At 64.8% G+C, this 15937-nt stretch carries 11 protein-coding genes and 1 riboswitch; of the genes, 5 read left to right on the plus strand and 6 right to left on the minus strand.

Annotated features, from left to right (window positions below; genetic code table 11):
• Window positions 1-81: 81 nt before the first annotated feature.
• Complete coding sequence (locus AC0L21_RS05850) at window positions 82-1281, minus strand: TrmJ/YjtD family RNA methyltransferase (RefSeq protein ID WP_473259140.1); 1200 nt, start codon at window positions 1279-1281, stop codon at window positions 82-84.
• A gap of 368 nt (window positions 1282-1649) precedes the next feature.
• Between AC0L21_RS05850 and AC0L21_RS05855 the strand changes: the two genes are divergently transcribed.
• Window positions 1650-2864, plus strand: a complete 1215-nt coding sequence (locus tag AC0L21_RS05855; protein ID WP_473259142.1) for an NADP-dependent isocitrate dehydrogenase — start codon at window positions 1650-1652, stop codon at window positions 2862-2864.
• A gap of 96 nt (window positions 2865-2960) precedes the next feature.
• A complete protein-coding gene (locus AC0L21_RS05860; RefSeq protein ID WP_473259144.1) occupies window positions 2961-3503 on the plus strand; it encodes a DUF3455 domain-containing protein in 543 nt (180 codons plus the stop codon).
• Between the two features lie 4 nt (window positions 3504-3507).
• Here AC0L21_RS05860 and AC0L21_RS05865 read toward each other — a convergent pair whose 3' ends face one another.
• Both AC0L21_RS05865 and alaS read right to left on the minus strand, forming a co-directional pair.
• Window positions 3508-4734 carry a cyclic nucleotide-gated ion channel gene (locus tag AC0L21_RS05865; protein ID WP_473259146.1) on the minus strand — a complete coding sequence of 409 codons (1227 nt, stop codon included), beginning with the start codon at window positions 4732-4734 and terminating at the stop codon, window positions 3508-3510.
• 4 nt (window positions 4735-4738) lie between these two features.
• Window positions 4739-7432 carry an alanine--tRNA ligase gene (gene alaS, locus AC0L21_RS05870; RefSeq protein WP_473259148.1) on the minus strand — a complete coding sequence of 898 codons (2694 nt, stop codon included), beginning with the start codon at window positions 7430-7432 and terminating at the stop codon, window positions 4739-4741.
• Between the two features lie 222 nt (window positions 7433-7654).
• Window positions 7655-7743: riboswitch (glycine riboswitch) on the plus strand.
• 143 nt (window positions 7744-7886) lie between these two features.
• Between alaS and gcvT the strand changes: the two genes are divergently transcribed.
• The 3 genes from gcvT to gcvP all read left to right on the plus strand — a co-directional run bounded on the left by gcvT (window position 7887) and on the right by gcvP (window position 12436).
• A complete protein-coding gene (gene gcvT / locus AC0L21_RS05875; RefSeq protein ID WP_473259150.1) occupies window positions 7887-9035 on the plus strand; it encodes a glycine cleavage system aminomethyltransferase GcvT in 1149 nt (382 codons plus the stop codon).
• A gap of 11 nt (window positions 9036-9046) precedes the next feature.
• Window positions 9047-9415 carry a glycine cleavage system protein GcvH gene (gcvH, locus tag AC0L21_RS05880; RefSeq protein WP_247328286.1) on the plus strand — a complete coding sequence of 123 codons (369 nt, stop codon included), beginning with the start codon at window positions 9047-9049 and terminating at the stop codon, window positions 9413-9415.
• A 156-nt stretch (window positions 9416-9571) separates the two neighbouring features.
• On the plus strand, window positions 9572-12436 hold the full coding sequence (gene gcvP / locus AC0L21_RS05885; RefSeq protein WP_473259443.1) for an aminomethyl-transferring glycine dehydrogenase: 2865 nt from the start codon (window positions 9572-9574) through the stop codon (window positions 12434-12436).
• 132 nt (window positions 12437-12568) lie between these two features.
• Here the strand turns inward: gcvP and AC0L21_RS05890 are convergent, their stop codons facing one another.
• From AC0L21_RS05890 to recA, 3 genes are all read right to left on the minus strand, one after another.
• A complete protein-coding gene (locus AC0L21_RS05890; RefSeq protein ID WP_473259152.1) occupies window positions 12569-13561 on the minus strand; it encodes a hypothetical protein in 993 nt (330 codons plus the stop codon).
• Window positions 13562-13570: 9 nt separating this feature from the next.
• Window positions 13571-14557 carry a hypothetical protein gene (locus tag AC0L21_RS05895; protein ID WP_473259154.1) on the minus strand — a complete coding sequence of 329 codons (987 nt, stop codon included), beginning with the start codon at window positions 14555-14557 and terminating at the stop codon, window positions 13571-13573.
• A 99-nt stretch (window positions 14558-14656) separates the two neighbouring features.
• Complete coding sequence (recA, locus tag AC0L21_RS05900; RefSeq protein WP_007602214.1) at window positions 14657-15745, minus strand: recombinase RecA; 1089 nt, start codon at window positions 15743-15745, stop codon at window positions 14657-14659.
• Between the last annotated feature and the right edge of the window lie 192 nt (window positions 15746-15937).

Raw genomic sequence — 15937 nt, forward strand, 5'->3', positions numbered from 1 at the left:
GTAGCGCCGTGCCCACCACTCCTGTCTCAGCTCTCGAGCACATGGTGGTGGGCACGCTTCGCTTTGCCCACGCTACGAGAGCTACACGCTTTGCTCGATCATCCCCTGCAGCCGCACCAGCTCCGCCTCAAGATCCCGCTCCACATCCGCCGCCCGCATCTCGATCACCCGATAATCCCGCGCCTCGAGCCACATCCGCCGTCCCGCACGGTCCGCCGCGATGGTCTCCCCCTCCCCCGCGTTCACCAGCTCGATCGCGATCCGGTGCGGGAACGAAACGAAGTCCGGGATGTGCCGCCCCACAGGGGTCTGGCGCTTGAACCCGCCTGCGAAGCGGCGATCACGGGTTAGGGCCTGCCACAGCAGGCGCTCGGCATCGGTCGGGTTGCGGCGGAGCAGGCGGGCGAGGCCGCGTACGGTGGAGCCACTGTCGGGCACGCCGCCGCCCTGCCCGTGCTCGGCCAAAAGCGCACGCAGCCGCGTGGCCTGCTCGCCGTCGAGCACGCCGCCCTTGGCCGGGCCTTTCCGTCCTTCTGCGATCGCCATCACCACCCCGTGGAGAGTGTGCATGTCCTGCTTGGTCGGCTCCATCCGGCTGAAGATGTTGCGCAGGTTCACCAGCATGGTGTCGCGCTTCTCGGCCGGGCGCAGAAATTCGACGCGATCGAGCTCGCGGATCAGATTGTCGAAGAACGCCTGCATCTGGTGCTGCGAGGCGCGCTCGGAGCGCTCCGGCATGGCGTGCGGCAGCTCGCCGGAGGTCGCCCGCTTGAACCATTCGTAGCCGACCAAGAGCACGGCCTGGGCGAGGTTGAGCGAGGCAAAGCCCGGATTGACCGGGAAGGTGATGATGCGGTTGGCGAGCCCGACCTCCTCGTTGGTGAGGCCCCAGCGCTCCCGGCCGAACAGGATACCGGCCTTGCCGCCCGCCGCGACGTGCCCTGAAATCTCGCTAGCTGCGGCTTCCGGCCCCACCACCGGCTTGGCCTGGTCGTGGGGGCGCGCCGTGGTGGCGAACAGCAGGTCGAGGTCGGCGACGGCCTCACCGACCGTGTCGAACAATTCGACCTTTTCCAGAATATGGTCGGCGCCCGCGGCCGCGCGCTGGGCGGCGATGTTCGGCCAGCCGTCGCGGGGGTTGACGATGCGCAGCGCGGAAAGTGCAAGATTGCCCATGGCGCGCGCGGCCATGCCGATGTTTTCGCCAAGCTGCGGCTCGACCAGGATGACGATGGGACCGTCGAGGGAAAGGCCCGCCTTGCTCTTGTCAGTCCCCGACATCTCGCTTCGCTTTCACACTGGTTCTCAAGGCCTTGGACAGGCGCTCTTAGGATTTGATTCAAGGCCGGTCCTGACCTGGTCTCGACCCGGTCTTGACCTGCTCTCGGGCCGGCTGCCCGTTCGCCTGTCGTTTGCCTGTCCTGACGAAATTCTCAAGAGAAATAACGGGTTGGATTCGACTTTTGAATCTCGCGTGAAACTTCACCCCGGCCCCCGCGGCGCGGCTGCTCCCGCCCCCCATCTGCGGAGGCTGGATGAGCTAAAAGTGCATAATCCCTTGGCTTTCGCCGGCCGCGTCCCGGTGCTAAGAGGCGGCGGATATTCCCGTGGCGCGCCAAAAGCGCCGTTCACAAGAGGCTTCCCCGATCATGGCAAAAATCAAGGTGTCCAACCCCGTCGTCGAACTCGATGGCGACGAGATGACTCGGATCATCTGGCAGTACATCAAGGACAAGCTGATCAACCCGTTCCTGGATGTCGAGCTGCAATATTTCGACCTGGGAATGGAGTACCGCGACCACACCAACGATCAGGTGACGATCGACGCCGCCGAGGCCATCAAGAAGGTCGGCGTCGGCGTCAAGTGCGCCACCATCACTCCGGACGAGGCCCGGGTGAAGGAGTTCAATCTCAAGCAGATGTGGAAGTCGCCGAACGGCACCATCCGCAACATCCTCGGCGGCGTGATCTTCCGCGAGCCGATCATCTGCAAGAACGTGCCGCGCCTGGTTCCCGGCTGGACCAAGCCGATCATCATCGGCCGCCACGCCTATGGCGACCAGTATCGCGCCACCGACATCAAGTTCCCGGGCAAGGGTACGCTGACGATGAAGTTCGTCGGCGAGGACGGCACCGTGATCGAGCGTGAAGTGTTCAAGACCCCGGGCGCCGGCGTCGCGATGCAGATGTACAATCTCGACGATTCCATCATCGACTTCGCCCGCGCGTCGTTGAACTACGGCCTGCTGCGCAACTACCCGGTCTATCTCTCGACCAAGAACACGATCATGAAGATCTATGACGGTCGCTTCAAGGACATCTTCCAGGACATCTACGAGCGCGAGTTCAAGAAGGAATTCGACGCCAAGGGCCTGACCTACGAGCACCGCCTGATCGACGACATGGTCGCATCGGCGCTGAAATGGTCCGGCGGCTACGTCTGGGCCTGCAAGAACTACGACGGCGACGTGCAGTCCGACACGGTGGCGCAGGGCTACGGCTCGCTCGGCCTGATGACCTCGGTTCTCCTCACCCCCGACGGCAAGACGGTGGAAGCCGAAGCCGCCCACGGCACGGTGACCCGCCACTATCGCGAGCACCAGAAGGGCAAGGAGACCTCGACCAACTCGATCGCGTCGATCTTCGCCTGGACCCGCGGCCTGTCGCACCGCGCCAAGCTCGACAACAATGCCGAGCTCGCCAAGTTCGCGAACACCCTGGAGAAGGTCTGCGTCGACACCGTCGAGGAAGGCTACATGACCAAGGACCTCGCGCTTCTGGTCGGCGCCGACCAGCGCTGGCTCTCGACCACCGGCTTCCTCGACAAGGTCGCCGAGAATCTGGGCAAGGCGCTGGCGGCGTAAGCCGTCCGCAATTTCGCCCGACTGGGCCGGACATCATCAGGGGCCGCGCCGCAAGCGCGGCCCGTTCTTTTTGGGGCCTTTCGCGGAGATGCGACCATGTCGATGAAGCTTGCCGTCCCCTGCCTGTTGCTGCTCGCTGCGATGGCAGCACCCGCCGCAGCTGCAGAGCCCGAAGCGGCCGAGGCCCCACGCGGACAACTGAAGCTCAGCCTGCCGGAGACCATCCGAGCTCCGGGCGAGCAACTCGTCACGGTCCTGAACGCTGAAGGTGCTCAGGTCTATGAATGCAAGGCGGCCGCCGACGGTAAGCTGGCCTGGACCTTTCGCGAGCCGATCGCGACGCTTCTGTCCGAAGGCAAGACGGTCGGTCGCCACTATGCCGGGCCGAACTGGGAATATGCCGACGGCAGCGCCGTCGTCGGAAAGGCGATCGGCAACGCGCCGGGTGCCACCGCGGCCGACATCCCTTGGCTGAAGCTGGAGGTGACAGCGCATCGCGGCAGTGGCGTTCTCACGCCCGTCACAACGGTCCAGCGCATCAGCACCAACGGCGGCAAGCTCGACGGCGCCTGCGAGAAGGCTGGCGAGTTCAAGAGCGCACCCTACTCGGCGGTGTACGTCTTTCTGAAGAAAGGCTGAGCCCTCAGCGGTCGGTGCCGTCGCGCTCCGCCTGCGCCAGCTCCGCCACCGCAAGATCGCCGCTCCCCTCCAGCCGCGCCTTCGCCGTCTTGTGGACGTGCGCGGCGAGCGTCGGCATGCGTTCGATCAGGGCGTGAAAATCCTGGGCGTCGAGCACCAGCAGCCGGGTCTTGCGCGTCGCCGTCACCGTGCCGCTGCGTTTTGTTTTGTGCAGCAGCGCGATCTCGCCGAAGAAGGTGCCATCCGCGAGCCGCACCTGCTGGTTCGGCAGCGCGATCTCGACCTCGCCGGCGGTGATGAAGTACATCGACGAAGCCGCATCGCCCCGCCGCACCAATATTTCGCCCTGCTCGATCGTGCGCGCCCGCAGCAGCCGCATGATGTCGGCGATCTCGGATGCGCTGAGATGCGAGAACAGCGGCACGCGCGCCAGCATGCTCCAGGTGACCACGAAGTCGCGCCGCTTCACCTCTTCCGCAAAGGCCGTCGAGATGATCGCGACCGGCAGCGCGATCATGGCAAATCCGCTGATGATGGTGAAGACGGAGATGAACTTTCCGAGCGCCGTCACCGGCACGACGTCGCCGTAACCGACGGTGCCGAGCGTCACGATCGCCCACCACATCGCCTGCGGGATGGTGCCGAGCTTGTCCGGCTGCACGTCGCGCTCGATGGCGTAGAGTAGCGAGGCAAACGTCAGCACCGCGCCGATCAGGATGACGATGCAGCCGATCAGCGCCCGCCGCTCCGCGTGCACGGCCGCGAGCAGCGAGCGCATCGCGGGCGAATAGCGCACCAGCTTGAAGAACGGCAGCACGCCGAGCGCTGCCAGCGTCGCGTGCCGGCCCGTGGCCAGCACGACCGCGGCAGGCAGGAACGCGAGGAGATCGATGATGCCGAGTGCGGAGAAGACATAGCTGAGCCGGTCGGACAGCGCGGACGCCGTGCGCTGGGTATGGCCCGCCACCGTCCACAGCCGCCCGGCATATTCCAGCGCGAACACGATCACGGAGAGGATGGAGATGCCCGCGAACAGCGCGCCGAATTGCGCATCCAGCTCCGGCACCGAGGCAAGGATCATCGCGGCGACGTCGAGCACGATGACGCCGATGATCAGCTGGATGAAGCGCGATCCGACCGAGTAGGCCAGCGGATCGTGCTCCAACAATTCGTAGAGGCGATCCCTCAGATCGGGATCGGTTGAGCCACGTCCTCGCGGAACGGGGCGCACCTGCCTACGCGCCGGTCGATTTTTGTTCAGTCATGGCTTTTTCGATCGCCGTGAGCGCCGCGGCCGCATTCGCACCATCAGGGCCGCCGGCCTGGGCCATGTCGGGACGGCCGCCGCCGCCCTTGCCGCCGAGCGCCTCGGAGGCGACCTTCACCAGATTAACTGCATTGAAACGCGAGGTGAGGTCCGCGGTGACGCCAACCACGACGCCGGCCTTGCCATCCTCGGTGACGCCGACGATGGCGACGACGCCGGAGCCGATCTGCTTCTTGCCGTCGTCGGCAAGGCTCTTGAGATCCTTCATCTCGATGCCCTCGACCGCGCGCGCCATCAGCTTGACGTCGCCAACCTCGCGCACGCCGGAGGCTGCGCCGTTGCTCGAAGCTGCACCGCCGCCCATCGCCAGCTTCTTGCGGGCGTCGGAGAGCTCGCGCTCGAGCTTCTTGCGCTCCTCCATCAGCGCGGCAATGCGCGCCGGGACGTCGTCGATCGAGGTGCGCAGTTCGTGGGCCGCGGTCTTCGCCAGCGCCATGGTGTCGTTGGCATGTTTGCGCGCGTAGTTGCCGGTCAGCGCCTCGATCCGGCGCACGCCCGAAGCCACCGCGCTCTCGCCCGTCAGCGTGATCAGCCCGATGTCGCCGGTGCGCCTGACATGGGTGCCGCCGCACAGTTCGACCGACCAGCCGAGCGCGTTGGCGCCGCGCTCGCGCGCGGTCCGGCCCATCGAGACGACGCGAACCTCGTCGCCATATTTCTCGCCGAACAGCGCACGCGCGCCGGCCTCGCGGGCCTCGTCCACACCCATGACGCGGGTCGAGACCTCGTCATTCTCCAGCACCACGTCGTTGGCGATGTCCTCGACGCGCGCGAGTTCTTCAGCCGTGATCGGCTTCGGATGCACGAAGTCGAAACGCAAACGGTCCGGCGCGACCATCGAGCCGCGCTGGGCAATGTGGTCGCCGAGCACCTGGCGCAGCGCCTCGTGGATGAGATGGGTCGCCGAGTGATGCGCGCGGATCGAAAAGCGCCTGCCGTGGTCCACTTCGAGCTGCAGCGCGGTGCCGAGCTTCAGCTCGCCGCTCTCGACCGTGCCGACGTGAACAAAGAAATCGCCGAGCTTCTTCTGCGTATCGGTGACGCGGAACTTGATGCCCCCCTCGCCGGTCAATACGCCGGTGTCGCCGACCTGGCCGCCGGACTCCGCGTAGAACGGCGTCTGGTTCAGCACGATCGCGCCGGTGTCGCCGGCCTTGAGGCTCGCGACTTCCTTGCCGTCCTTGACCAGCGCGGTCACCACGCCTTCGGCGCTCTCGGTCTCGTAACCCAGGAATTCGGTTGCGCCGAGCTTCTCACGCAGCGGGAACCAGATCGCCTCGGAAGCAGCTTCGCCAGACCCCTTCCAGGATTCGCGCGCCTTGGCCTTCTGACGCTCCATCGCATCGGTGAACGAGGCCTGGTCGACGCTGATGCCGCGCGACTTCAGCGCGTCCTGCGTCAAATCGAGCGGGAAGCCGTAGGTGTCGTACAGCGTGAAGGCGACGTCGCCGTCGAACATGTCGCCCTTTTTCAAGGAAGCACTCTTCTCGTCGAGAATGGCGAGGCCGCGCGTCAGCGTCTTGCGGAAGCGCGTCTCTTCCAGCCGCAGCGTTTCCTCGATCAGATTTTCCGCGCGCATCAAATCCGGATAGGCCTGGCCCATCTCGCGCACCAGCGCCCAGACCAGGCGATGCATCAGCGGCTCTTTGGCACCGAGCAGCTGCGCATGGCGCATCGCACGGCGCATGATCCGGCGCAGCACATAGCCGCGGCCCTCGTTCGAGGGCAGCACGCCGTCGGCGACGAGGAAGGCCGACGAACGCAGATGGTCGGCGATGACGCGGAACGAGGCCACGGTCTTCTCGTCCGGTCCGCTTCCGAGAGCCGACGCGGTCGCGTCGATCAAATGACGGAACAGATCGGTCTCGAACACGCTGTCGACGCCCTGCATGATGCAGGCCATGCGCTCAAGGCCCATGCCGGTGTCGATCGAGGGACGCGGCAGATCCACGCGCTCCTCCTTCGTCACCTGCTCGTACTGCATGAACACCAGATTCCAGAATTCGAGGAAGCGGTCGCCATCCTCCTCCGGGGAGCCCGGAGGGCCGCCCCAGATGTGCTCGCCGCGATCGATGAAGATCTCCGAGCACGGACCGCACGGGCCGGTGTCGCCCATCGCCCAGAAATTGTCCGAGGTCGGGATGCGGATGATGCGGTCCTCGGAAAAGCCCGCGATCTTCTTCCACAGCCCGGCCGCCTCGTCGTCGGTGTGGTAGACAGTGACGAGCAGCTTGTCCTTCTTGAGCCCGAACTCCTTCGTGATCAGCGTCCAGGCCAGCTCGATCGCGCGCTCCTTGAAATAGTCGCCGAACGAGAAGTTGCCGAGCATCTCGAAGAAGGTGAGATGGCGCGCGGTGTAACCGACATTATCGAGGTCGTTGTGCTTGCCGCCGGCGCGAACGCATTTCTGCGACGTGGTGGCGCGCTGATAGGGCCGCTTCTCGACGCCGGTGAAGACGTTCTTGAACTGCACCATGCCGGCATTGGTGAACATCAACGTCGGATCGTTGCGCGGCACCAATGGCGAGGACGACACGATCTCGTGGCCGTTCTCGGCAAAGAAGTTCAGAAAGGTCGACCTGATCTCGTTGACGCCGCTCATGTTCATCCAATCGGGTGTGCTTGCACCCGCCTTCCAGCCATCCAAACCGCGAGTTTGGGCTGATATCTGCGGGTCAAAGCGCTTTTAGACAAGGCCAGCTTCGCTGTCCAGAAACTGTGCAGCCAGATCAAGGCGTTGCCGCAGTCGCGTAATCCGTTGGAAAGCCGCCGATGCCGCGTTGACAGGCTTGGCCGGCCTGTGGTCTTTACCCATCTGTATCGTACGGCCACGTCGGGAGAGACCGGCACTGGTACCGGCGCCGAAGGAGCAACCGCCCCGGAAACTCTCAGGCAAAAGGACCGCGTGGCTTTGACAGCATCTGGAAAGAGGCGCCGACGGGTTTAGATCCGGACAGCGTCCGCCGACGGGATAATACTCTCAGGCACAGCGACAGATGGGGCTTCGACTGGTGTCCACGGGAAATCGTTCCCGGGGAACCGCCGAGGGCCCCCCGATGCTTGCACGTGACGACAAAGACTCCCTGAAACGCACCCCCCTTTACGACCTGCATGTTTCGCTCGGCGGCAAGATGGTGCCGTTCGCGGGCTATGACATGCCCGTGCAATATCCGGCCGGAGTCCTGAAGGAGCACCTTCATACCCGCAACGCAGCCGGCCTGTTCGACGTCTCCCACATGGGCCAGATCGCGCTCCGGCCGAAATCCGGCAAGGTCGAGGACGCCGCCCGCGCGCTGGAACGGCTGGTGCCGCAGGATATTTTGGCGATCGCGCCGGGCCGGCAGCGCTACGCCCAGTTCACCAATGCCGAAGGCGGGATTCTGGACGATCTGATGGTCGCCAATTTCGGCGATCACCTCTTCCTGGTCGTCAATGCCGCCTGCAAGGCCGAGGACGAGGCGCATCTGCGCGCGAATCTTTCGGACGACTGCATCATCGAGCAGCTCTCCGACCGCGCGCTGATCGCGCTGCAGGGGCCGAAGGCGGAATCGGCGCTGGCGAAATTATGTGCAGAGGCACCCGCCATGAAGTTCATGGATTCCGGCCCGCACAAGGTCGCCGGCCTCGACTGCTTCGTCTCGCGCTCCGGCTACACGGGCGAGGATGGATTCGAGATTTCGGTTCCTGCGGAGGATGCCGAACGGCTCGCCAAGGCGCTGCTGGACAATGCTGACGTCATGCCGATCGGGCTCGGCGCCCGTGACAGCCTGCGGCTCGAGGGCGGGCTTTGTCTTTACGGCCATGACATCGATACCGCGACCACGCCGGTCGAGGCGGCACTGGAATGGTCGGTGCAGAAGAGCCGCCGCACCGGCGGCGCGCGTGCCGGCGGCTTCCCCGGCGCGGAAAAGATTCTCGCTCATTTCGATCACGGCGCATCCCGCCGCCGTGTCGGCCTGCGCACCGAGGGCCGCGCGCCGGTGCGCGAGGGCGCGCTGCTGTTTGCGAATGCGACCTCCGCCGAGCCGATCGGAAAGGTCACCTCGGGCGGTTTCGGCCCGAGCCTGAATGCGCCGGTCGCGATGGGCTATGTGCCCACCGCATCGAGCGCGATCGACACAAAACTCTTCGCCGAAGTGCGCGGCCAACGCCTGGCCGTGCAAATCGCCGCCATGCCCTTCGTGAAAAACACCTACAAACGCTGAGGACTGAGAAAATGACCACGACGCTCTACACCTCCGACCACGAATGGCTCGCGATCGACGGCGATGTCGCCACCGTCGGGATCACCGACTACGCGCAGTCGCAGCTCGGCGACGTCGTGTTCGTCGAATTGCCCAAGCTCGGCCGCACGCTGAAGAAGGCCGAACCCGCCGCCGTCGTCGAATCGGTGAAGGCCGCATCGGACGTCTACGCGCCTGTTAGCGGTGAGGTGCTCGAGACCAACCCCGAGCTTGCGAGCGAGCCGGCGCTGGTAAACTCTGACGCGCAAGGCAAGGCCTGGTTCTTCAAGATCAAGATGGCCGACAAGAGCGAGCTCGGCGGTCTCATGGACGAAGCGGCGTACAAGGCCCACACGGCGTGAGATGATGCAGACCCAACCGATCGTCATGCCCCGCGAAGGCGGGGCATCCAGTAGCCACCGGCAGCACGGATTGAACCGAGAAGCCGCGGCGTACTGGACCGTCCGCCTTCGCGGACGATGACGACGACGACAGATGACCTAAAGCGAGGACCCATGATGACCGCGCACCGCAAATCCAACGGCGACACCACCGGCTTCGTTCGCCGCCACATCGGCCCTTCCGCCCGCGACGTCACCGCGATGCTCGAGGCGGTCGGCGCGAACAGCGTCGACGCGCTGATGGCGCAGACGCTGCCGGCCTCGATCCGGCAGACGACTCCGCTCGATCTCGGCAAGCCGCTCAGCGAGACCGAGGCGATCGCGCATATGGGCGAGCTCGCCGCCCAGAACCAGGTCTTCACCTCGCTGATCGGCCAGGGCTATTCCGGCACGATCCTGCCTGCGGTGATCCAGCGCAACGTTCTGGAGAACCCGGCCTGGTACACCGCGTACACGCCCTACCAGCCCGAGATCAGCCAGGGCCGGCTGGAGGCGCTGCTCAACTTCCAGACCATGATCTGCGATCTCACCGGGCTCGACGTCGCCAACGCCTCGCTGCTCGACGAGGCAACCGCGGCCGCCGAAGCGATGGCGCTCGCCGAGCGACACTCGCGGGTCGAAGCAAAGGCCTTCTTCGTCGACAAGGACGTGCATCCGCAGACGCTCGCCGTGATGCGCACCCGCGCGGAGCCCCTGGGCTGGACCCTGGTCGTCGGCGATCCCCTCACCGATCTCGACAAGACCGACGTGCTTGGCGCGCTGCTGCAATACCCGGGCTCGTCAGGCGCCGTGCGCGACCTCAGGCCCGCGATCACCAGCCTGAAGGCCAAGGGCGCGCTCGCGGTCATCGCCGCCGATCTGCTGGCGCTGACACTGCTCGCCTCGCCCGGCGAGCTCGGCGCCGACATCGCCATCGGCTCTGCCCAGCGCTTCGGCGTGCCGATAGGTTATGGCGGCCCGCACGCGGCCTATATGGCGGTGCGCGATGCGCTGAAGCGTTCGCTGCCCGGCCGCATCGTCGGCCTCTCCGTGGACTCGCGCGGGATGCCGGCCTACCGTCTCGCACTGCAGACCCGCGAGCAGCACATCCGCCGCGAGAAGGCGACCTCCAACATCTGCACCGCGCAGGTGCTGCTCGCCGTGATCGCCTCGATGTATGCGGTCTATCACGGTCCCGAAGGCTTGACGCAGATCGCGCGCAATGTGCATCGCCGCACGGCGGTGCTGGCCGCAGGCCTGCGCAAGCTCGGCTTTGCGCTACAGTCCGACAGCTTCTTCGACACGCTCAACGTGGTTACAGGCGCGAAGCGTGCCGAGATCGTCGCGCGCGCGGCCGCCGAGAAGATCAATCTCGGCGTTGGGGAAGACAGCTTGCGGATCGCGCTCGACGAGACCACCACGCCCGCGGCGGTGGAAGCGGTCTGGCGCGCCTTCGGCGGCCAGCTTGCCTACGCCGAGATCGACGCGACCACGCGCGAGGCGCTGCCGGAGGCGCTGAAGCGCGCGACCTCCTTCCTCACCCATCCGGTGTTCCATGCGCATCGCTCGGAGACCGAGATGCTGCGCTACATGCGCAAGCTCAGCGACCGCGACCTCGCGCTCGACCGCGCGATGATCCCGCTCGGCTCGTGCACCATGAAACTGAACGCGACCACCGAGATGATGCCGCTGACCTGGCCCGAGTTCGGCTCGTTGCATCCTTTCGCCCCGCGCGAGCAGGCACGTGGCTATCACGCGTTGTTCGCGCGCCTGGAGAAATGGCTGTGCGATATCACCGGCTATGACGCGATCTCGCTGCAGCCGAATTCCGGCGCGCAAGGAGAATATGCCGGGCTTCTGGCCATCCGCGGTTATCACGCGGCGCGTGGCGAGACGCATCGCAAGATCTGCCTGATCCCTTCCTCCGCCCACGGCACCAACCCGGCTTCCGCCGCGATGGTTGGCATGGACGTGGTGGTTGTTGCCTGCGAGAAAAATGGCGACGTCGATGTCAACGACCTCCGCGCCAAGGCCGAGAAGCATTCGAACGACCTTGCCGCCGTCATGATCACCTATCCTTCGACCCATGGCGTGTTCGAGGAGCACATTCGCGAGATCTGCGACATCGTGCACGGCCATGGTGGCCAGGTCTATCTCGACGGCGCCAACCTCAACGCGCAGGTCGGCTTGTCCCGGCCCGGCGATTACGGCGCCGATGTCAGCCATCTCAATCTGCACAAGACCTTCTGCATCCCGCATGGCGGCGGCGGCCCCGGCATGGGCCCGATCGGCGTCAAGGCGCACCTCGCGCCGTTCCTCCCCGGCCATCCCGCGACGGATGGGAACGCGCCTGTGGGGCCGGTCTCGGCGGCGCCGTTCGGCTCGGCTTCGATCCTCACCATCTCCTACATCTACATTCTGATGATGGGCGGCGAAGGCCTCAAGCGCGCCACCGAGATCGCGATCCTCAACGCCAACTACGTCGCAGCCAGGCTCGATGCGCACTTCCCGGTGCTCTACAAGAACGAGAAGGGCCGCGTCGCGCATGAATGCATCGTCGACCCCCGCGCGCTGAAGACGACCTCAGGTGTCACCGTCGACGACATCGCAAAGCGCCTGATCGATTACGGCTTCCACGCGCCGACCATGAGCTTCCCGGTGCCGGGCACGCTGATGATCGAGCCGACCGAGTCGGAATCCAAGGCGGAGCTCGATCGCTTCTGCGACGCCATGATCGCGATCCGCAAGGAAATCGCCGAGGTCGAGACCGGTCGCTTCAAGATCGAGGCCTCGCCCTTGCGCCACGCCCCGCACACGGTGCATGACATCGCGGACGACGATTGGAAGCGCGCCTACACCCGCGTCGAGGGCTGCTTCCCCGCGGGCACCTCGCGCACGGACAAATATTGGTCCCCGGTCGGGCGCGTCGACAACGTCTATGGCGACCGCAATCTGGTGTGCTCGTGCCCGCCGGTGAGCGATTACGCGGAAGCCGCGGAGTGACGGATCGTAGGGTGGGTTACCTGGCGGCTGCGCAAAGCGCAGTCGCTGGCGTAACCCACCACTTCTGTCTCCGAGGAAATGGAAGAGGTGGGTTACGCTTCGCCAACCCACCTTACGGCACGGAACACGCATTTAGGGCGCGATCAACGAGCGCGTCTCGGGGTCCCACCGCCAGAGACGCTCGTTGGTCAGGTGAGTGCCGCCCCACCAGCGATCAATCCGGTTGTGCCGGCGAAAATTCTGGTCGCCTCCCAGCACCGCCTTGCCGAACTCGGTCAGCGACAATTGCGACCGCTTGTACCGATCGAAGCGACTTGAATCGTCGTGCATCTCTAGTGAAAACGGACCTTCATCCAGTCCCGCCACGGCCGGCCTCTCGCAGCGCGCAAGACCGTCAAGCATCGCTCCAACTTCCCAATAACCATACACATCCGGCTCGTTGCACTTCTGATGGCCCGGGAAGACATCGAAAGGCTGCATGCCGCCTCGCGCGATGAGCTGGAGTATCCGCGCTTCCGTGGCTCCAAGGCCTGAGGCAGGGCGCGGAAGTTCGTTGAGCAGAGCCCTCACGTGAGGGCCGAGTTGTGGCAACCAGCTCAAATCCGTCTTGAAGAGATCCGGCCACCTTTGCGGGGTCGGCGCACGATAGGCCCGCCATGCACGGCGGGCCGATTTGAGTTGACGAGCTGTGATCGCGACAGCCGGCGGGTAGAGTTCGCTTCGCGGTGGGTCGACATCCCTGACACCCAAGAACAGGGAGCGCACGACAAAGCCAGGATTTGCATCGTGTCGGCGGCCCCAATGATCGAGCAGCCAGAGCAGGATCAATTGCGCATTTGGCTCCGGCCCTCGCCAAAACTCGACCGTGTCATATTCCGCGAGCAGTTCGATCAGTCCTCGATCCTTCGCGCTTGATCCGTCGAGACGCCAGGACGGCGTATCGTCGAGCCAATGAAGCCCGCGAGGCTGCGTCCTACGCGGCGCAAAGAACGCGTCCAGCTCTGCATCGGTCGGCAGCGGTCCCCAGACCAGCCGGCGCTCGATCGCAATCACGAGGTCGGCAACGCCCGCCTGTTGAATGGCGCCGGCGATGGACGAGTCGGTTGTGACAATTAGCCGGGTCATGCCGTGGTCTCAAGGCTTCGTCAAAACATGGCCGTAACGCCACAGCCGATCGTTGGTCAGGTGCGTGCCGCCCCACCAGCGGTCGATCCGGTTGTGGCGACTGAAATCTTCCTGATGAGCCAGGACGGCCTCCCCGAACTCGGTCAGTGACAGTCGGCTGCGGACATATGCGGCATGCCGATCCCTGTGATTCTCGCGGTCGATCGTGCGCAGTTCGTCGTCCAATCCGGCCACTGCGGGCCTGGGGCCGAGCGCGAGCCCGTCGAGCAACCGACCCAACTCAGTCTCTCCAAACACGAACGTGCGCCGATGCGAGCGCAGGTGAAACAACGCACCCGTGTTCGCAAACGCTCTGGCAAGCATCTCCAAGAACCGCATCTCCGTCGCACCGAGTCCCGTCGAAGGCGACGGGAGTTCTGCTAGGAGATCGAGCAAGGCCGGGCGCAGCATCAGCAATGCACTGAGATCCTGGTGAAGGAGATCGACGCAGGCCTCAGGGGTCGTCGCGCGGTAGGCCGACCACGCCAACCGGGCAGTCTCGAACTCCTGGGCCCTAACAGGCACGACATGAATGTGCGGCTCGGACGCAGCGAGATCTTCACCGCGTTCCGCCGTTAGCTCGGATGCCACAAGTCGAAGTTTAAGCTTTGGCACCAGCGAGGAGCAGGAGCTGAGGTGGTCCAGCAGGCAGACGAGCTGCAATTGATCCCGGGGAGCTGGGTCGAACCAAAGTTCAACCACGTCATATTGCTCGCAGAAGTCCGCAAGGGACAAGTCTTTGCGGTCCTTGATGCCCTTGGGCCACCGGATGCCCCAGTCAGACCAATGATCACCTGGCCCGAGATTCGCCGAACGCGCCGCGAAAAAGGCTGCGAGCTTCTCGGGCGAGGGCAGCGGTCCCCACTCAAAGTGAAACGAGGATGAAATGACAAGCTCCGCCAAACCCGATCGGGCGAGCCCGCTTCCGGACGAACTGGTCAGGATCACATTCTTCATGGCCCCGCTCACCCCACGCAAAACGAAACAGGCGCCGAAGACGTCGGCAACTCAACGTCCTCAGCGCCCGCTCCTCGCGAAAAACTCTACTGTTGAAGCTTACTCGTCCCCCGGCTCCTCGCCGTCGGCGTCACGCTCGGGGCTGCCGGCGAGAATCTGCTCGGCGATCAGGCCGGAGTTCTGGCGGATCGAGGTCTCGATCTTGGCGGTGATGTCGGGGTTGGCCTTCAGGAACGCTTTCGAATTCTCGCGGCCCTGGCCAAGACGCTGGCTGTCATAGGAGAACCATGCGCCGGATTTCTCGACGATGCCGGCCTTGACACCGAGATCGAGGATCTCGCCCATCTTGGAGACGCCCTCGCCGTACATGATGTCGAACTCGACCTGCTTGAACGGCGGCGCCAGCTTGTTCTTGACGACCTTGACGCGCGTGGTGTTGCCGACCACTTCGTCGCGCTCCTTGATCGCGCCGATGCGGCGGATGTCGAGGCGGACGGAGGCATAGAATTTCAGCGCATTGCCGCCGGTGGTGGTCTCCGGCGAGCCGTACATCACACCGATCTTCATGCGGATCTGGTTGATGAAGATCACCATGGTATTGGACTTGTTGATGGACGCCGTCAGCTTGCGCAGCGCCTGGCTCATCAGGCGGGCCTGCAGACCCGGCAGCGCATCGCCCATCTCGCCCTCGAGTTCGGCCTTCGGCACCAGCGCCGCGACCGAATCGATCACCAGCACGTCGACCGCGCCGGAGCGCACCAGCGTGTCGCAGATTTCCAGCGCCTGCTCGCCGGTGTCCGGCTGCGAGATCAGCAGTTCGTCGATATTGACGCCCAGCTTGCGCGCATAGACCGGGTCGAGCGCGTGCTCGGCGTCGATGAAGGCGCAGATGCCGCCCTTCTTCTGCCCTTCCGCAACCGTGTGCAGCGCCAGCGTGGTCTTGCCCGAGGATTCCGGCCCGTAGATCTCCACGACGCGTCCCTTCGGCAGGCCGCCGATCCCGAGCGCGATATCGAGCCCGAGCGAGCCCGAGGAGACCGCCTCGACATCCATCGAACGGTCGTTCTTGCCGAGCTTCATCACCGAGCCCTTGCCGAACTGCCGCTCGATCTGGGAGAGCGCGGCGGCCAGAGCTTTACTCTTGTCCATGGAAGATCCTTCGACGATACGCAGGGCAGTGGTGGACATTGGGTCGTGCTCCTTATGGCGAGGATTCGCTAGAGGGACAAACGGCTGGCGAGGCGGCGCGGCGATAAAATCAATGTACCCTATTTGTTCTAGGTTCGCAATATGTTCTTTTGCCAAAGCGGCCGCCCACTGAGGCGGCCTTACTTAGGATCCCACGTCAGGTGCCCGTTTCGACATTCAGCAATTGTGAAC

This window comes from Bradyrhizobium sp. WSM4873 (assembly GCF_055811355.1).